The 18270-nt window shown below is 68.8% G+C and carries 16 protein-coding genes; 5 read left to right on the plus strand and 11 right to left on the minus strand.

Annotated elements, in window-relative coordinates; all coding sequences use genetic code 11:
- Positions 1–51 precede the first annotated feature (51 nt).
- A complete protein-coding gene (locus AB0I32_RS06255; protein WP_357503979.1) occupies positions 52–1353 on the plus strand; it encodes an MFS transporter in 1302 nt (433 codons plus the stop codon).
- A gap of 106 nt (positions 1354–1459) precedes the next feature.
- Positions 1460–1864 carry a hypothetical protein gene (locus tag AB0I32_RS06260; protein ID WP_357503981.1) on the plus strand — a complete coding sequence of 135 codons (405 nt, stop codon included), beginning with the start codon at positions 1460–1462 and terminating at the stop codon, positions 1862–1864.
- Between the two features lie 52 nt (positions 1865–1916).
- Here AB0I32_RS06260 and AB0I32_RS06265 read toward each other — a convergent pair whose 3' ends face one another.
- On the minus strand, positions 1917–2744 hold the full coding sequence (locus AB0I32_RS06265) for a hypothetical protein (protein ID WP_357503983.1): 828 nt from the start codon (positions 2742–2744) through the stop codon (positions 1917–1919).
- 95 nt (positions 2745–2839) lie between these two features.
- Here AB0I32_RS06265 and AB0I32_RS06270 point away from each other — a divergent pair, with 95 nt between their 5' ends.
- Entirely contained in the window at positions 2840–6124 is a 3285-nt protein-coding gene (locus AB0I32_RS06270; RefSeq protein ID WP_357503985.1) for a DEAD/DEAH box helicase, read from the plus strand.
- A gap of 64 nt (positions 6125–6188) precedes the next feature.
- On the opposite strand, the gene AB0I32_RS06275 is transcribed toward AB0I32_RS06270, so the two are convergent.
- A complete protein-coding gene (locus tag AB0I32_RS06275; RefSeq protein ID WP_357503987.1) occupies positions 6189–6554 on the minus strand; it encodes an MmcQ/YjbR family DNA-binding protein in 366 nt (121 codons plus the stop codon).
- A gap of 72 nt (positions 6555–6626) precedes the next feature.
- On the opposite strand from AB0I32_RS06275, the gene AB0I32_RS06280 reads away from it, so the two are divergent.
- The gene (locus AB0I32_RS06280; RefSeq protein ID WP_357503989.1) at positions 6627–7409 is read left to right on the plus strand and encodes a response regulator; all 783 of its coding nucleotides are present in this window, start codon (positions 6627–6629) and stop codon (positions 7407–7409) included.
- A 122-nt stretch (positions 7410–7531) separates the two neighbouring features.
- On the opposite strand, the gene AB0I32_RS06285 is transcribed toward AB0I32_RS06280, so the two are convergent.
- From AB0I32_RS06285 to AB0I32_RS06295, 3 genes are all read right to left on the minus strand, one after another.
- Positions 7532–7906 (minus strand): hypothetical protein, encoded by a 375-nt coding sequence (locus AB0I32_RS06285; protein WP_357503991.1) that lies wholly within the window; start codon positions 7904–7906, stop codon positions 7532–7534.
- 346 nt (positions 7907–8252) lie between these two features.
- Positions 8253–8876 (minus strand): hypothetical protein, encoded by a 624-nt coding sequence (locus AB0I32_RS06290; RefSeq protein ID WP_357503993.1) that lies wholly within the window; start codon positions 8874–8876, stop codon positions 8253–8255.
- A 359-nt stretch (positions 8877–9235) separates the two neighbouring features.
- A complete protein-coding gene (locus tag AB0I32_RS06295) occupies positions 9236–9907 on the minus strand; it encodes a hypothetical protein (RefSeq protein WP_357503995.1) in 672 nt (223 codons plus the stop codon).
- Positions 9908–10216: 309 nt separating this feature from the next.
- On the opposite strand from AB0I32_RS06295, the gene AB0I32_RS06300 reads away from it, so the two are divergent.
- Complete coding sequence (locus AB0I32_RS06300; protein ID WP_357503997.1) at positions 10217–10744, plus strand: PDDEXK nuclease domain-containing protein; 528 nt, start codon at positions 10217–10219, stop codon at positions 10742–10744.
- 34 nt (positions 10745–10778) lie between these two features.
- On the opposite strand, the gene AB0I32_RS06305 is transcribed toward AB0I32_RS06300, so the two are convergent.
- The 6 genes from AB0I32_RS06305 to AB0I32_RS06330 all read right to left on the minus strand — a co-directional run bounded on the left by AB0I32_RS06305 (position 10779) and on the right by AB0I32_RS06330 (position 18269).
- A complete protein-coding gene (locus tag AB0I32_RS06305) occupies positions 10779–11513 on the minus strand; it encodes a PKD domain-containing protein (protein WP_357503999.1) in 735 nt (244 codons plus the stop codon).
- 176 nt (positions 11514–11689) lie between these two features.
- Positions 11690–12313, minus strand: a complete 624-nt coding sequence (locus AB0I32_RS06310) for a DUF6318 family protein (protein ID WP_357504001.1) — start codon at positions 12311–12313, stop codon at positions 11690–11692.
- A gap of 124 nt (positions 12314–12437) precedes the next feature.
- Positions 12438–17018 (minus strand): LysM peptidoglycan-binding domain-containing protein, encoded by a 4581-nt coding sequence (locus AB0I32_RS06315; protein ID WP_357504003.1) that lies wholly within the window; start codon positions 17016–17018, stop codon positions 12438–12440.
- Positions 17018–17467: a pilus assembly protein TadG-related protein gene (locus AB0I32_RS06320; protein ID WP_357504005.1), complete on the minus strand. Its 450-nt coding sequence runs from the start codon at positions 17465–17467 to the stop codon at positions 17018–17020. Before AB0I32_RS06320 ends, AB0I32_RS06315 begins: the two co-directional genes overlap by 1 nt.
- The gene (locus AB0I32_RS06325) at positions 17464–17892 is read right to left on the minus strand and encodes a TadE/TadG family type IV pilus assembly protein (protein ID WP_357504007.1); all 429 of its coding nucleotides are present in this window, start codon (positions 17890–17892) and stop codon (positions 17464–17466) included. The genes AB0I32_RS06320 and AB0I32_RS06325 overlap by 4 nt, the downstream gene beginning before the upstream one ends.
- The gene (locus tag AB0I32_RS06330) at positions 17889–18269 is read right to left on the minus strand and encodes a TadE family protein (RefSeq protein WP_357504008.1); all 381 of its coding nucleotides are present in this window, start codon (positions 18267–18269) and stop codon (positions 17889–17891) included. Before AB0I32_RS06330 ends, AB0I32_RS06325 begins: the two co-directional genes overlap by 4 nt.
- Between the last annotated feature and the right edge of the window lies 1 nt (position 18270).

Raw genomic sequence — 18270 nt, forward strand, 5'->3', positions numbered from 1 at the left:
CGTACCGCGGTCGCCCGTCGCCGCAGCAGGCCCGACAACTACTGTGAGCGGGTGACCGTCCTTGCCGAACTACGCGCGCTGCTGCGCCTGCCCGGGTTCCGCAAGCTGTTCACCGTGCGTCTCGTGTCCCAGGCAGGCGACGGCATGTTCCAGGTGGGCCTCGCCAACCTGTTGTTCTTCAGCCCGACGTCGCAGGGGTCGGCGGCGGCCATCGCGGGGGCGTTCGCGATCATGCTGGCGCCGTTCACGATCGTGGGCCCGTTCGCCGGCGTGTTCCTCGACCGGTGGCAGCGGCGGCAGGTGCTGGTGTACGGCAACGCCGTCCGCGTGCTGATCACCGGCACGATGGCGGTGCTCATGCTCACGCAGGGCGTCACACCCGCGATCTACGTGCTGGGGCTCGCTGCCCTGAGCGTCAACCGGTTCCTCCTCGCCGGCCTCTCCGCGGGCCTGCCTCGCGTGGTCCAGGGCGACCTGCTGCTCACGGCGAATGCGCTGACGCCGACGCTCGGCGCCGGCGCCGCGTTCCTGGGAGGCGGCATCGGCTTCGTTCTCGGCCTGGCCGTGCCGGCCGGCCGCCTCCAGGACGCGGCCGCCTTGACCTGTGCCTGCGTCGTCATGGGTTGTGCCTCGCTGCTCGGGCTCCGGATGCCCCGCACGCTGCTGGGACCGCTGCAGCCCGCGGTCGGCTCGATCCGGAACGAGCTGGCGGTGGTGGCGAGCGGGCTGGTCGACGGCGCCCGCTACCTCGCCGCACGCCGCACCCCCGGCCAGGCGCTGCTGGTGATGGCGCTGCACCGCTTCCTGTACGGGGTGGTGTTCATCGCGGCCATCCTGATGTCGCGCAATCTCCTCGCCGAGCCGGGCGACCGCACCGCCGGTCTCACCACCTTCGCCACGGTGATCGGCGCGACGGGTGTCGGCGGTGGGCTCGCGATCCTGCTCACCGCTGTGCTGGCCCGGCGGATGGCCCCACAGTCCTGGATCGCCGTGATGCTGGTGGTGGCCGGGATATCGCAGCTGATCCTGGTGCCCGAGCCAGGCTTCGTCAGCGTGGTCGGTGCCGCCGCCCTGCTCGGGCTCGCCGCCCAGGGCGCGAAGATCGCGGTCGACACGATCGTGCAGCGCGACTCCGAGGACGCCTACCGCGGCCGCGCGTTCGCCTTCTACGACGTCCTCTACAACGCGGCCTTCGTGGGTGCGGCAGCCCTCGCTGCCTTCCTCGTGCCGGACGCCGGATGGTCGCCCGGGCTCTTCGTCGCCCTCTCTCTCGGGTACCTGGCGACCGCGATCCTGTTCGGCATGCGTGGTTCTCGCACGGCTTCCCTTCCTCGGCAACCGCTGGACGGGTGAATTAGTGGATGAGGTCCGGTCTCTAGAGCCGATCGTGCCTGTTTTGCCGTCCGAACGGTGCAAGGATTGACGTACTTACCTACACAGGGACTGGAGGTATCCGTTCATGTCCGACGCACCCGCCGTCACCCCGACACCCACCTGGGGCGAGGTGTTCCCATGGTTCCGCGAGGTCATGGCTGAGGACGACGCCTGGTACGTCGGTCAGGTCGACAGCAAGACCGACATCGGTACCGCCCGCCTCGCCGAGGCCGCCGTGACCCGCCTCAAGTCGTTGCCCGTCGGCCGGCTCTTCCCCGCAGTGCGGCGGGTCGAGCGCCTCGACGAGCTCGACTGGCCCAAGCACCGACTCGTCAACGCGCTGCACCGCGGCGGCTGCTTCACCGGGGACGACCTGTCCTACATGGTGATCGCCGAGATGCTCTCGTGGGAATCGGTCGGCCCCATCATCGTGAAGCAGATCCTCGAGGTAGTCGCACTCGAGGAGATCCGGGCCAGCTCCGCGAAGTAGTAGTACACGTTCACGTTTGGCCCCGGGCTCAAGCCTCTGCAGGGGGCGGTGCCTACGCCTGGGGCTGAACATCCGCGCTGCTCGTGGCCTGTCCGGCCGCCACCAGCCGTCGCGCGGCAGCGACGGCCAGCACCACCGCGGCGAGCATCACGAGCCCCCTCACGACCCGCACCGCCGCGTAGGCCGTGTCGCTGACATCGAAGGCACTGAACGGACCGGGCACCGAGACGAGCCCGAACACGCCGACGACGGCGACCAGCAGTGCGCCGATCCGCCGGGACGTGGGAGAGGCCCACCCGCACAGCACCGCCGCTGCGACGACGAGCAGGCTCATCGACACGTTCAGGGCCAGAGCACCGATCAACCCTGGCGGCGGGCCGCCGTAGGGCATGAGCGCGACAAGGGGCAGCAGCACGTTTGTCCACAGGCTGTGGATGAGCGCGCCGACCAGCACGACGATCACGCCGGTACGACGCGCGGCCACCGGCGTGCGGAGGACCCGGGCGAGCACGGCACCGCCGAGGACCACCGTCAGCGCCAGCGCGGCGAGGAGGGTGTCGAGGACCAGTTCGGGCCGGGCGCCGTTCACCAGCTGCACGACGACAGTGCCGAGCTGGAGCACGAGGTGCAGCCCGGTCACGACGATCGCCGCGACCAGGACCCGCCGAGCCCTGAGTGCCGTGGCTCCGACCGCGAGCGCGACGGTTCCCGCCATCGCCGCGTTCTCGATCACGAAGACGGCGTTGTCCAGCGTGAAACCGAGGTTCAGCTCGGTGCCGGGGACCAGCAGGCGCACCGGTACGGCCATCCACACGGCGACCGCGAGAGCGAGGACGCTGAGCGCGGCGGGCCGCCGACCGGCGTCGGGCAAGCTCTTCATGCGCACACTCTCTCAGAGACCGCCCACACCGGGGGGTGGAGGCACGCTGTGGATAACTCCGCGGACCAGTGGTCCGGGCGTGGAACCATGGAGGGGTGCCCGCAACCGTCCCCGCCCCGCGCATCCACCCCGCGGCGATCAAGCTCCTGGTGGGCAGTGGCGCATACCTGCGTGGCGAGGACTACCAGAAGCAGGGCCGGGTCATCTCGTGGGAATGGCTGCCGGACGACCTCCTGCTGATCTCGTGGGTGCGCGGCAGCGGCCGTAGCACCTACTCCTGCTCCATCCAGTTCAGGACCAACAGCCCCGGGCCGCCCGTCGTCGTCGGCACGGACTGCACGTGCCCGGTCGGGTCCGCCTGCAAGCACGTCGTCGCGACACTCATCGAGTCGGCTTCGGACGGCCTGGCCTCGATGGTCCGGCCCGCGTCCTCGTTGAAGCGCACGCCGCAGGTACCGGAGTGGAAGGCGGCAGTGCAGCAGCTCGTGCTGACGGCGCCGGTCGAGGCTCCGCCGGCACACCCGTCGACTGCCGATCCCCGGCCCGTGCTGGCGCTGCAGCTCCGTGTGGACGGCACGACCATCGACAACAACCTCTCCCTGTCGATGCGGCCGGTCCAGCGCAACGACAAGGGCTCGTGGGTGGGCGGCACCGCGTCGTGGAACTACATCCGCAACGGGTTCCTGCGTGGCCTCGATCCCGCCGTCCGGGAGTGGTTCACCACGCTCGACGCCCTGCGCGCCACCAGTCCGCGCGGCTACGGCTACATCAGCTCGGGTGACTGGATCAGTCTGGACGACGTGCTCCCCCGCCCGTTCTGGCGCCATCTCGCCGACGCCGCCGACCTCGGCATCGAGCTCGTCGGCAAGTCGAAGCGGGAGACGTTGCGGCTGGCCGGCGAGGCGTCCATCGCCCTCGACCTCTCCCTGCCCGACGGCGGCGCGCGCCTCGAGCGGACCGTCGCCTTCGACGGCGCGGTCACCCTGGCGACCTCGGTCGGCGCGCTCGGCCGGCACGGCCTGTTCGCCATCGAGGAGTCCCCCTCGGGGCGCACCATCACCCTCGGCCCGACGGCGGCGCCCCTCACCGACCAGGAGCACGCGGCGGTCCATCTGGCCGATCTCAAGATCCCCGCAGAAGCGGTCGACGAGTTCCTGGCGGACTACCTGCCTCTGCTGCGCCGGGAGGTACAGGTGCACGCAGACCCCGACGTCGAGCTGCCGGACCTGCCTCAGCCCGAGCTGGTGGCCACCGTCGAGGCGGTCTCGCCGGCGGAGATCAGAGTGGGGTGGCGGTGGGCGTACCCGCCGTCGGACAAGGAATATCCGCTGACCACCGCCATGGAACCGGGTGCGGACCTGCGTGATCTCGCGGCGGAGGCCGCGACCCTTGGCAGGGTGATCGCCGCCGTGCGCGAGGTGCCGGGCTTCGGTCACTTCCGGGTGGCACCCGAGGTGTTCCGCGGGCTGCAGGCGATGGACTTCGCCACCACCGTGCTGCCCGTGCTCGAGGAGCAGCCGGACGTCCGCGTGGAGAGCGAGAAGCTGCCCGAGTACCAAGGCCTCGAGGCGACACCAGTGGTCAGCATGCGTGCGGATGACAGCACCGACCTGGACTGGTTCGACCTGGGTGTCATGGTCACGATCAACGGACGCGAGATCCCGTTCGGCCCGGTGTTCGATGCGCTCGCCCGGGGCAAGAAGCGGTTCATGCTCACCGACGGCACCTGGCTGCGGACGGATCTGCCCGTGTTCGCGCAGCTCCGGGCACTGATCGAGGAGGCGCAGCGGCTCTCCGACCAGCCGGGCAAGCTGCGGATCAGCCGGTTCAACGCGGGCCTGTGGGCAGAGCTGGAGCAGGTGGCCGACATCATCGAGCAGTCCGACCGGTGGCGCCGCTCGGTGAGCGACCTGATATCGCTGACCGCCGACGGCGTCGACGGGCCGGAGACCGTGCCGCCGCCCGTCGGGCTCAAGGCCGATCTGCGGCCGTACCAGCAGCACGGTTTCGAGTGGCTCACCTTCCTCTGGCGGCACGGGCTCGGCGGGATCCTCGCCGACGACATGGGCCTCGGCAAGACCGTGCAGACGCTCGCCTTCGTCGCCCAGGCCAGGCAGGAGCGGCCCGACGACGACGCACCGTTCCTGGTGGTCGCGCCTGCGTCGGTGGTGAGCAACTGGGCCGCCGAGGCCGCCAAGTTCACGCCGGACCTGAAGGTGGCGATGCTGTCGACCACCGCCGCGAAGGCGCGGACCACCGTCGCGCAGGTGGCCGCCGACGCCGACATCGTCGTGACGTCGTACGCGATCTTCCGCCTGGACTTCGAGGCGTTCGCCGACGTCGGGTGGAGCGGTCTGATCCTGGACGAGGCGCAGTTCGCCAAGAACCACCAGACGCGCGCCAACGAGTCCGCCCGCCGCCTCAAGGCGCCGTTCAAGCTGGCGATCACCGGCACGCCCATGGAGAACAACCTCATGGAGCTGTGGGCGATGCTCGCCATAGTGGCGCCGGGACTGTACGGGTCACCGACCAAGTTCCGCGAGGACTACGTCAAGCCGATCTCGAGCGAGGGCGACTCGACGCCGCTGCTTGCCCGGCTCCGACGTCGGATCCGGCCGCTGCTGCTGCGCCGTACCAAGGAGCAGGTGGCGCCCGAGCTGCCCGAGCGGCAGGAGCAGGTGCTCCGCGTGACGCTGGACCCGAAGCACCGCAGGATCTACGACACGCACCTGCAGCGCGAACGGTCGCGGCTGCTGGGGCTGCTCGAGAGTTTCGACGAAAACCGGGTGGCGGTCTTCCGCGCCCTGACGACGCTGCGCCGCATGGCGCTGGACGCCTCACTGGTGGACCCGGAGTACGAGGGTGTCCCGTCGGCCAAGCTGAGCCTGCTCGCGGACCAGCTCGCGGAGGTCGCCGCTGAGGGACACCGCGCGCTGGTGTTCTCCCAGTTCACGTCATTCCTGGCCAAGGCGGCGGAGGTGTGTACGTCGCTGGGGATCCCCTATGAGTACCTCGACGGGTCCACGCGGAAGCGCGCCGAGGTGATCAACCGGTTCAAGGACGGCACTGCTCCCGTGTTCCTGATCAGCCTCAAGGCAGGCGGGTTCGGGCTCAACCTCACCGAGGCCGACTACGTCTATCTGCTCGACCCCTGGTGGAACCCGGCGACGGAGGCGCAGGCGATCGACCGGACGCACCGGATCGGGCAGACGCGGAACGTGATGGTGTTCCGGATGGTGTCGGAGAACACCATCGAGGACAAGGTGATGGCACTCAAGGCACGCAAGGCCCGGCTTTTTGACGCGGTGCTGAGCGATGATGCCGGGGCGTTCGCGGGCTCGCTGGGCCCGGAGGAGATCCGGGGCCTGCTGGAGGCTTGACCGCAGGTCGCGCTCACCGTCGGTCGCGTCTCCCCCACTGCTGGTCGAGCTTGTCGAGACCCCGTCAGCCGAGCCTCTGCCCCTCGTCCAGCTCCGCCACCAACCGTCGAGGCGCAACCTGCCGATACGCCTCCTCGATGATCGCTGCGATCTCGTCCCAGTCGACATCGACGTCGAGCCGCACTCCCAACCACCCACGCACCCCGACGTACGGCGGCCGGTAGAACCGGTCCGGTTCCTTCTCTATCGCCTCTTCCTGAGCGCCGGGCGCAGCCGCACACCAGATCGCGAGCGGACCTCCGTGCCCATGATCGGAGAAGCTCACAAAGGTCTTCTTCACGAACCACGTGGGCGAGCCGTGGCTCAGCTTCTCGGTCACCTCGGGCAGAGCGAGGCAGATCTCGCGGACGCGATCGAGAGACTCGGTCACCGATGGGCCTCCATCGTCTGGGTGGCGGGCGTCTGTCCCGTCCCATCATCCTCCGACCGGTACCTTTACCCCGTGGCCGACCTGATCAGCGCTATCGCCGCCCTCCTGTGGCCCCTGCTCGTGATCGTCGTGCTGCTGGTCTTCGGAAGGCAGCTCCTGTCGAAGCTGAGAAACTCCGACGACGTGACGCTCGAGATCGGCGGACAGCGGCTCAACTTCAAGCAGGCGACCGACCAGCAGTCGGACATGATCACCGACCTGCAGCGCGAGGTGGCATCGCTGAAGCGACGGCTGGACCACGCGGACAGTGGTACCTGGGGACCTGGGTCCCAGGCAGGAGAGGGAACCCCGCCGGGTTACGCCTTGCCGGATTCCGAAGCGGAGACCGCTGAGGAGTCCGAAGGCGATGAGCGGGAGCCCGACGACACCCCTTGGATGCTGGAGAAACAGGAGCGCCGCATCTCGGTGCCGACCGGCCCCGTGCCCCGCTCGATCCTCTGGGTCGACGACCACCCGGAGAACAACGCGGTCCTCGCCGACTCCTGGCGGCGCGACGGCGCACACGTGGAGACCGCACGCTCGACCAGCGAGGCGCTGCAGCTGCTCGAGAGCCACGCGTACGGCCTGATCATCTCGGACATGGGCCGTCAGGAGTCGGGTGTCGACGTCCCGGACGCCGGGCTGCGTCTGCTGACGAAATTCAGGATGACCGACCCGGTTACGCCGTTCGTGCTCTACGGCAACGTCGGGCCGTTCGCGGTCACCGCACAGGCGGCTGGTGCGACCATGGTGACGGGCTCGACGTTCGAGCTGATGGAGTTCGCGAGCAGCCTGAAACTGCTCGACCAGGTCTGAGTCACGCGCCTGGCAAGCCGCTTCCGCTGATCGGACCTACCTCCGCACGTCATGCCACCGCGGCGGTCGAGCCCGTCTCCGCAGGCCGAGCCCAGTTGCGTTGGCCGAGCTTGTCGAGGCCCCTACTTCCGCGTCGCAGCCAACGCCCACGCGACCAGAACCGGCTGCCCGATAAGCCGGAGCGCGCGCTTGCGATCGGTGTCGAGGCCAAACCCGTCCCGATGCTCCACGAGCTGAGCGATGTTCCCCGGGAACACCGCAACGAAGAAGGCGGCAGCCAACGCCCCGAGCCGACGTCGGAAGGGCTGCTTCCAGGTGGCCACCAGCGCGGTGCCGAGGCCGATCTCGACGATTCCCGACCCGACCACGACAGTGTCGGGATCGACGGGCACCCAGGTCGGAACCTGCGCCTGGAATTCCTTACGCGCTTTGGTGAGGTGTCCGACGCCGGCCGTGAGAAGGAGGGCGCCGAGCGCCACCTGGCCGATGCCGCGCATGATGGTTCTCGTAGTCGCCATGGGCTCCATCTTCTGTCGAGGATCGGTGGCACGCCTTTTGAGACCACTTCGACTGGCTCCACCATGCCGAGCAATGCTCAGTGAAGTACCGCTCTCGCAGCCATATCGAACTCATGACCTTCAGCCGACAAACCGCAACGGCAACCAAGACGTAGGCCTCGGTCGCTGGTGCCATCGACGTCATCGCCACACCGTGTCGCTCTGCGGCGCGCTCCGCTAGACGTCCCAACCTCGAACAGCATGGGCACCGCTGGTCACACAAAGTCTGCGCACTGCGGTATCGGGGTTGGACATCGAATGTTGCGCGACAGTGAGCCGCAGGCTGTCAGTTCCGCAGGATCGCCTGGAGTTCGCCGATCTGGATCTGGGTGCTGTTGGGCTCCGCCGTAACGGGTATCTGACCGGATTGGTCACCGCCCTGCCACTCGACTGTCCAGTAGGCCGTTCCCGTAAGCGTCAGGTTGCCCGGACTGCTATTCAGATCGGCTCCGAACCCGCAGGTAGGCGACGGCTCCGCGCTGTCCCGGCCGTCGTAGGGCGTGCCCGGCGCGTTGGCACCGTCACACGTAATGGCGCCTACAGTCGTGCCATTCGAGTCTGTGAGGGTCCACTCGACCCGGTCGAGCGTGCCCCGGGCGCTGACAACCAGTCCGCCGTCACGCTCGCTGCGTTCGATCGGGCCAATCGTGTTCTCCGCGCGGTTGGCAATCCACAGCCAAATCGGCAGTCCGATTGTGCCTACAGCATTCGAGTCGTTGGTTGAAGTTGGCGGAGTGGAGCCAATCTCGCCCGTAGTGAGATTCATTGAGGCGACGGCGAGCTCGGCGAGCTCACGGGCCGAAAGAGAGGGTGCCGTCGGTGCGGAATCCGACGGGTAGATCATCAGCCCTCGACATGCCTGGCCAACAGTGCCGTTTTCGATACATGAATTAGGCGTGCATTCGATCATGACATCCTCGCTGGGATCTGCTCCCTCCCAGCGCGGGTCAGACGGAGGGGGCTGCGGCGACATCGCACGCGCGTAGCAGATTCCTGTCCAAGTCCCGTACTCATTTGAGCACGGAATTTCGTCACCCCGATCGCGGCATGTCTGCTCGCCGCTTCCTTCGCCATCTCCATTCCCGGGGGGGGTGGATGTTCCAGGATCAGGCTCATTACTACACGGAACGATGACGGACCCGTCCGGTCCGGTGATGGGAATGCATTCGGTCGCCGATGCGGACGACATTGAAGCGAAGCCGAGCATCGAGAGAGCAAGGATCAGCGTCCAGATAGATTTCGCACCGCTCTCGCTTCGACCCATGAATGTCAGCATGCTCGCTCCGATTCAGGAATCTCGCGGTAGACCGTCCATTCCCCTGTGGCGCCTTGATTTCGCATCAAGTACTGGAACAGGTACCGGGTCGGCACACCACGATCTCTGGCGATTACAGTTCCGTCTCTTTCGAAAGTCTCAACGTCACCAAAGTCGACGCACGCCTCCAAGCCGACCTCCTCGGTCTGGACCGAGGAAGGCGCATAGCTGGTGACCTTCATTGACTCAACGTGTGCGACGCCAACGGTGTAACGACCTTCGTCTGCGTACTGATCAAAAACCGGTCGCATCGCCGTGTGAAAGTCGGGGTGCCCCCAGAACGGTGGGAGTTCCACCTCCCAGTCCTTGTAGCCGTTGTTCGCAACCGACGCCGTCGTCTCGTAGTACTCGACGAGCCGCGCCTTCGCGTCTGCGATGTTCTTCGCCTTGATCTGCGCCGGCGTCGTCGGCTCGGGTGCAGCCGTCAGCGTCGGGGACGGCGATGCCGATGGGCTCCGTGACGCCGAGACCGAGGGCGACGACGAGCCCGGGCCAGGGATTGCACCTTGGACCGTCTCTGGCTCGAACACTCCTGAGCGCACGACCGCGAACCCGGCTACCGCAATGACTGCGACTCCGATGAGGATGGCGATGGTGCGCGTAGGCGTGATGGCGGACGAGACCATCCGGCAACTCCCTCAACTTCGGGCAGAACTCAGTGAACACGGCCGTAGCAAGGGTGCGCTATATCCGTCTTCCCGGCAAGGTGCGTCCGTGATAATTCACAACATCCGGCCAACGTAGGACATGGGCAGCCCAGGAACTCGTCATGAAGCACCTCGGTTCGTACTCAGGCTCATACGGCTTCGTTGCACATATGCAACTCGGGTGGCGGATGCTGGAATGCCTCTACAGGCTTGGGCTATGAGCGATTTCACCTGGCCCGATGCCGGTCATCGTCCCGATCACGACGACGAGATCGAGGGGAGCGATTCATGAGCTTCTTCCAGCGCACCGAGGACTTCCAGCCTGAGGGGTTCGAGGACGTGGTGGGCGAGCTCGTCGACTCGATCCGACGATCGTTCACTGGAATCGTGGTGGATCACCTCGAGGACCTGCTGGCCACCCCAGATCGTCACATGTGCCTGGTCGACCGCCATGTGAGCCTCACGGAGGATGACCGGGACTATACGATCGACCTGCTGCTCTTCCACGTGACCCAGATGCGCTACATCGCTATCCAGGTCCAGGCCGGCCGTTTCGATCCAGCCCTTGTCGCGCGGACTCGTTACGCCCTCGAACTGGTCGATGACCTGGTCCGTGTGCCCGACGTTCACGCCCCCACGGTTGGCGTCCTGCTCTGCACCGATGCCGCGGCTGACCAGCAGCCCGGTCCTGTCGCGATCACGCTCTACGACGGTGTTGGTGCCGCCGAACAGGCCGACCTCCCGCTTTCAGTGGAGCTCACCGCGCTCATCGACCGCTGCCTCGACACGACCGGATCCCGCCCCTCGACAGCCTGAGTACTTGCGACGACCTTGTAGCTTCCGCTAAGCCTCAGCCGCCGTACAGGTCTTCCACCAGTCGCGCCCTCACCTCAAGGATCTCCAAACTGCCCGACGACGACACAGTCGTCCCCTCTCCCGCCACGTCGTACCAAGTAGGTTCGCCAGCCAGTCGGAACTGTCCGTGCCACGTGGTGGTAAGGGAGATCGTTACCTCGCCCTTCTTCGCGTAGGCGTGAGCGACCGTATGCGCCGGGTAGGGTGCGCCGGGATCACTGGTCACCAAAGGAGCAGATCCATCACCGAAATCCCACGAGTAGTTGCTCGGCACTGCCCGGATTTCCACGGGTATGCCGAACAAGCTGGTGCTCATTGTGCGGTGTTGGCTCTCGGTAAAGGCGATCGTGTCGACGTTGACGAGGGTCCAACCGTCCGGCGGCTGCACGTTCACCTCGGACGGTGCAATCTGCATCTCCTGGAACGCCTTCGCCGCTGCGGCCGGAATGTCGACCTGCTGACGGCGTTCAGCCAGGCAGGACTCGTCCTCGACCAGTGCAGCATCTGACCAGCCGTCAGCCTCCCGTCGCTGCTCGAACAGCGCGCCGACCGCCTGTTCGTCGTCCTCGCATTCAATCCCGGCGTAAGCGAGCTGGTGGCCCTCATCGCAAGATTCGGCAAATGCGGTGGCACCTCCGAGATCGCGGAGGAAGCACATGGCAGGTGTAACGCGCCATTGACGGACGGGCAGCGGCTGGTGTGCTGCAGATCTATTCGCCGTTGCGGCCATGCGACCCTCTTGCGCCAGCCTAGGCGCACGCTCCGCAGCAACAGAGATGGTTTGTCCGTGTGCAGTTCCGCCGAACTGTTCGTAGTTGTCGTCCGCGAAGGCCAACAAAGATGAAGCAACTACGACGGATAGCACGAGGACAACCGTTGTCGTCCCAGCGCGAGCGATAGCGCGGTTCATCGGGCCGGTCCGGGCGCGATCTCCACAACAACCCAGTTGCCGTTCGATCGTCCAACTTCCACACGATACGTCGCTCGCTCGTCCTCTCCTTCGAAGACTGTGGACCCTCCTGCATCTGTGATTCGGGCGGCGTCTTGCTCGACCTCGAAGTCCAGTGGGTACACCCCTGTGATTTCGTCCCTCACATAGGATTCGAGAAGGACCGTGTCAATCTCGCCGCCGCTCCACGTCTCATGGCGTGTGCGAATCCTCTTGACCTGCTCCAGCGCGTCGTCACAGAACCCACAAGCCCGGTGCGACATTGCCTCGAACTCCTCGGTATCCCCCGTCGCCATCACATACGGGTAGAGCTCGATGAAATACTCCGCCGCAGCAGCAGCGCCCTTCGCGTCCTCGCGCCCCATCGCTTCCGGGCGCTCCGGCTTGGTCACCGCAGAAGGAGACGGGCTCGCGGATGCCGTCGGCGTCGGATCGCCGATTGGACCGGTAGTCACCTCAGGATCCGGGGTTGCACCCGTGCAAGCAGACAAGGCCAGCCCAGCCACCAAGATCAGCCCCGCAATACGCATCGCCACGCCATCCATCCGCGTCCCCCTACCGCTCACGCCCCGCCGTTGCATATCCGCAACAGCCGAGAATGACGCTAGCCCGACCCACGGAATCCGGAAAGTGGGTGCTGTGGATAACCGAGGTCGAGCCTGTCGGGATGAGGTCCCGACAGGCTCGACCAACGGCGGCGGCGGGCTAGCCCCGGGTGCTTCGGCCGGCGTCAGCTTCCCGGCGGCGGTCCTGCTCGTCCACCTGTGCCAGCAGCTCCTCGGTATCCGGCTCCGGCTCCATGGCGAGCTGCTCCAGGTGGTCGCGAAGTCGGTCGACGAGCCGGCCCACCGCGTCCCGTCGTCCGGAGGCGATCTCCGCGCGGATCCCGTTGCGCCACGACCGCTCGTCCACAGGGTCGGCGAGCCGCCCCACCTGCGACGCGTGCCGTGCCATCGCCACGTCGCCGGCGAGCAGCGCGCGGCGTGCGACCTCGTGCGACACGTCCACGACGCCAGACGAGATCGTGTGCATCAGCTGCTCCGCCCACACATACTTGCGCAGCGCCACGCCCTCGAACGGCCGGCCGCGCACCAGGTCGAGAGCGGCCAGGAGGTCCGGCGTCGGGGTCTGGGTGAGGTCTGGACCGACCAGGTCGCAGAAGGAGTGCCAGTCAGTCCTCACCCCACGCAGCCGGTAGCCGGCGGACTCGAGGTCGGCCTGCCCGCCGTCGTCGGCGGACCAGTAACGCGGCAGGTACTCGAAGCCGTTGGCATCCGTGCCGAGCCAGCGCCGCGCCCGCGAGACCGCCGAGCGCCGGGTTGCGAGGTTGGGCTCACGCGAGGGCCACAGCGCCTTCGAGATGTCCGACCCGCGCGAACCCGGGTTGAACGCCAGGAACGCGATCAGCTCCGTCGCCTGCCGCTGGTGGTTGGACGGCAGCTCGACGCCCGTCGTCCCTGCGAGCTCGACGCTGCCGAGCACTCGCACGACCGGGGCTTGGAGGACCTGGGTCTCGACAGGCTCGACCAACGAATCAGGCTCGACCAGCGAACCAGGCTCGGCCAACGAGTCGGACCCGACCCGCGACCGCGGATCCGAGACGACCGGCGTACCCAGCGGCGGCGTCGCGACGCTCACGGCGGCCGTCGCCCACGGCGAGTACCTCTCCGGCTGCCCGGACGCCGACCCGCCCGCTCCGCCACCCGTCCCGAATGCGGGCGTCGGAGCGTGCCCGGCCACCTCACCGACCGCGACGTCGGAATCCGCGGCACCGGCGCGGACAACATCCATCGGGATCTCCTCCAACGTCGGTTCGGTGCGGTCGATCGAACGGCTCCAGGTGGGGCCAGGTGCGGTCTCGGGGTCGGCCAACAAGGCCAGGGCTTGTGCGTAGGTGGCGGCGTCGAGCTGCTGTGGGCGCACCGCAATGTAGACAGGCATGAGGATGCCGCGGGTGGTGTCGCCGTTGGTGAGCTCACCCGTGAGGTCGAGCGCCCAGTCGCCGACCTCGGCGCTGGACGTCACGGCCGCGATGCCCACACCAGGCACTCGTTCGACCAGGCTCTCGAGCTTGGCGCGCTCGACCAGGCCGAGCCGCTCCCCCACCAGCAGGATCTCGGGCGTCCAGGCATCCGTCGCCAGCCCGCGACCACGCGCTTCGGCGACAGAGCCTGCGCCCACCTGGGCGAGCGTCCGGTCGACGTCGGCCGCGCGGGCCTCCAGCTCGCGGATGATGCCCGCGAGGCTGGGCACGTGCCGGACGCGGCCCGTGTCGACGACACCCGGCAGCTCACCAAGAGTGCCGACCACCGTGACCTGCAGGTCGTCGGCCCAGAGACTCGTCGCCAGCTCGACCGCGAGCGCCGCGAGCGTCGCCTGTGCGGCGGCGTCGGTGCCGCGGATGTCGAGGCATGCGAGGTGCTCGAGGTCGAGCATGAGATGCGTGTCCTCGTCGTCGTGGCCGACGGTGACGAGTGCCGGGTAGGGCGCCTCACCGGCGTCGGCTCCGGTGGTCGAGGCCCGCGGTTCCCGCGAGTCGACCTGTGCCGCAGCATCGGCGTCGCCTGCCGCGAGCTGCCAGACGAACCGGTCGGTGGTGCCGGCCCAGGGTTCGGGCAGGTCGGCGGCGCGATCGAGGTGGAGCTCGACGAACTCGCCGCTCTTCAGCCGTGCGACGCGTACGCCCGGCAGCGGGAGGCCGCGTTCGCGGTGCCACCGCGCGAGGCTGCGCAGCGCGCTGTCGACCTGGCTGCGCCCGAACGGGTCCTCGACGGTGCGGAGGTCGCGTTCGAGCGCGCCTGCCGGGGTGTCCGGCCCGGGTACGACGACGGCCTCCCCGGGCGCACGGCCCTTGTGCACGCGGCGGCGCTTCACGGCGACGAGCGCGATGAGCCCTGCGGCGAGCAGCCCGCCGACGCCTGCCACCGTGCGGATGTCCACGGATTCGTCGATGTCGTCGACGACGTCGGACACGACGTCGGACGCCGAGTCGAGCAGCGATGTGCCGTCGGCCGTGACGGTGGCTGCTGCTCCGGCTGACGCCGTGGGCCGCGCGGTGGTGGCACCGGCCACGTCAACGGTCGCCGAGGCGGACACCGGCGGCGACGTCTCCACGGCGACCTCGGGTGCGTAGTCCCGGGCGACGGGTTCGTCGCCGGCGAGCTCGTCGGGCAGGACCTCCTCGGTGACGGCATCACCGACCGAGGTCTCGCTCACCTCGGAGTCCGGCACGGGGGCGGCTTCTTCGACCGGGCCTTCGACGCCGGTCTCGGCTACCCGCTCGTCGTCCGGCGCCGGATCGCCGCCCGTGGCGTCGCCGCCGGAAGCCGTCTCGGCGGCGGGCGGGGCCTCCTGCGGCATGAGCTCGTCGGCGATCAGGCCTGCGCCGAGCGCAGTGTCCCCCGGCGTGCGGTTCTGCGGCGCCGACTCGTCGGGCTCGAGAACGTCGTCGTTCCGGAGGTCCTCCGGTGTCACCTCGTCGAACTGGGGCCCGGTCGTCTCCTCGCCTGCGGGCGGAGCCTGCGGGACGAGGTTCCCCTCCGCGGTCTCCTCCGGAGCGGGTTCTTTGGTTTCGCGCCCACCGAGACCAGCGGCACCGGTCCCCGTGTCCGCGGGGTCGGGCGTGCCCGTACGTTCCGAACCACTCTGGTCCGCGCCGCCCTGCCCCGCACCTTCCTGGTCCGCGCTGGGCGCCTTGGGTCCCGCGTTCTGGCCGACGCGGTTCGGCTCCGTGGCGGCAGGGGCCTCGCCGGCCGGCTGCTCGTCGGCAGGCTGCTCCCCGCCCGGCTCCACGACGTCGTTCCCTGCGCCACCCGGCTCCTGGATGTCCTCCGGCTCGACCTCCACCGCGCCCTCGGGCGTCACCTCGGTATTCGGCGCCTCCTGCTCGGGCTGCACCGGTGCGGGCGGGGCCGACTTCTGCGCCCGTCCGGCCGCGCCGGCCGCGGACTCCACGCCTGGTTCATCGCTGCTCGAGTCATCAGCGCCGGCGTCCTCCGGCGCCGACTCCGCAGGCCCGGCGGACTCGCTCGGCTCGTCCGCCCCAGCGTCGGTGCCCTGATCGGTCGGCTGCTCAGCGTTGTCGGCCGGCTCGTCCCCCTGCTCGTCGGCACCGGGCGAGGGCTGTGCCGCGTCGTCGGCCCGCTCACCCTCGGTTCCGGTGTCCCTCGTGGACTCCCCCGCACCCGGGACCGTGACGGTCCAGCCGGGATATATGAGGTCGGGGTCCGTGAGCCGGGCCCCTCCTGGCTGCTCGGTGTCCCGGGAAGCCTCGTAGACCTCCGGGTACTTGGTCCCGTCGCCGAGCTCCTCCTCGGCGATGCCCCAGAGCGTGTCGCCCGGCTCGACGACGATCTCTACGGCCTCGGCGCCACGGTTGCGCACATCGACGGTGTCTTCCGGGTCGCCCGACCCGGCCGGTTCGGCGGTGTCGCCGGCAGTGCTCTTCGACGGCGCGATGCCGACCGGCTCGTTGCCACCGACGTCACCGCCGTCGCCGGGCCGGCCGACCGAGGTCGCGGCGACCCCTACGTCAACAGTGGCCGGGAGCTTCAGCACCCACCCCGGCTCGATCCAGTTCCCGGCGTCGAGCGCGTTGCCATCAGCCTGGCGGACGCCGTAGTTGAGGTCGGCGATCTGCTTGAACAGGGCGCCGTCGCCGAGGGTGAGCTCGGCGATCCGCCACAGCGAGTCACCGGGCTGCACCGTATAGGTGGCCGACGGCGCCTCGTCGGCCCGGACACGCCCCTCCACGTTCTCGGCAGTGCCGGAAGCGACCTCGGCCACGGCACCGGGCGAGACCGGCGCGGACACGGCAGTCCCGGTCGCTCCCGTCTCGAGCGGCGTCGTCGCAGCCATCGCGGGCGCGACCGCCGGAGCCGCGACGAGCATCGTGATCACGGCACCGACCAGCGCCGCCGCGGCACGCTGCTGCGTCCCGAGCCCGCGAACGTGCGGCGAACGCCGTCCACGCAGCGCGGCGATCACCTCGACGACCACCGCGAGGGCGAACGTGAGCCACGCGATCCAGCCCACGATCTTGACGAGCCCGATCAGCACGGAGCCCGTCACGTCGGGGCTGGACAGCATCGAGATGATCCGGTTGATGCTGACCGGTCCCGTCCACACCGGCCCGCCGAGTACCCACAGGCCGACCGGGATCCCGACGACGAGCACGATCAGCAGCAGCGCCGCGCCCAGTCCTCTGACCACACGTGCGCCTGTGCCCGACCGCGGTCCGCCGGGCTCGCCCGTCACCGCACGACCCTGGACTGTCGAGGTGCTCATCAGGGTTCCTCCTGTCCTATCCCGCGGACTGCTCGCGCCTCGGCATCGGCCGTGACACTGAGCGAGCTGATTCCGATCAACGTGAGGAACGTGGTCTCGTAGGTGAGCTGGGTACCGACGCTGACGGTCGCACCGTTGACGGCGGTCACGCCGCCCTGCACGCCCAGGGCGGCAAGTGTGTCGGCGGCGGCCTGTGTCGCGCGCGCCGGATCCACCTCAGGGGGCAGGCCCATCTGAGCGCGGTCGATCCGGATCTGCTGCGCCGCGGCTCGTGCTGCCTGGTCGGCGGCGTACTCCGCCTCGTCCTCGGCCTGCAGCCGGCCGCCGCCGTCCACCACCAGGCCGATCGCGATGATCAGCGCGGGCACCATGCCGGCCGCGAGGATGTTGACCTCGCCCCGCTCGGTCCGCAAGCGACGTACCCACATCCGCCCGACCCCCTTGGTCATGACCGCCCCCGGTAGGCGTCCAGCACCGATGTCCCGGTAGCACTGATGGTGCGTGATCCGGGCGCGCCCGGCAGCCCGAGATCGCGCAGCGGCACCACGCACTCCACACGCACGGTGATGGTCCCGACGGTCCCGAGCGGCAGGTCGAACGCGTCGGTAGCAGGCACGACCGACGTCCTCGCACAGCTCACCCCGGAGTTCACCAGGGTCGACGTCGCGGTCGACGTCGCCTGCGCGCCGGCCACGGCCTCCGTCCGGCTGATCGACGCCGCCCGCGCGGCCTCGTTCGCCGCGGACTGGACCACGCCCTCGGCCAGCACCAGCCGCCCCGCCATCACGAGCAGCAGCCCGATGAGCAGCAGCATCGGGAAGACGACGGCGGTGTTGATCGCGACGTTGCCGTGCTCGGAGTGCCCGGGACTCATGGCCCCACGGCTCCGGAGGTGAACCGCTCCACCGGACCGGTGGCCGACTGCTCGATCCGCAGGCCACGGAATCCCGGCACCAGTGACGGAGCCAGCCCCGTCACAGTCGCGGTCGCCATCTCTTCCCCACGTGTCACCGACACGTTGACCGACGCGAACGCGTCGCCCCCGCGCACGAGACGCGCGGCAGCCTCCGCGTAACCCGACTCGACGCTGCCGCCCTCGACGCGCGTGGCCTGGACGGCCCCGTTGGCCACCGACTGGGCGGTGTTCTGCGCGTGGAAGTAGAGCATGCCCTGCACCATCGCGAAGATGAGCATCAGGACTATCGGGTACGTCAGGACGGTCTGGATGGAGGCGGCACCGCGCTCGTTCATG

This window comes from Promicromonospora sp. NPDC050249, from assembly GCF_040656015.1.
Classification (GTDB): domain Bacteria; phylum Actinomycetota; class Actinomycetes; order Actinomycetales; family Cellulomonadaceae; genus Promicromonospora.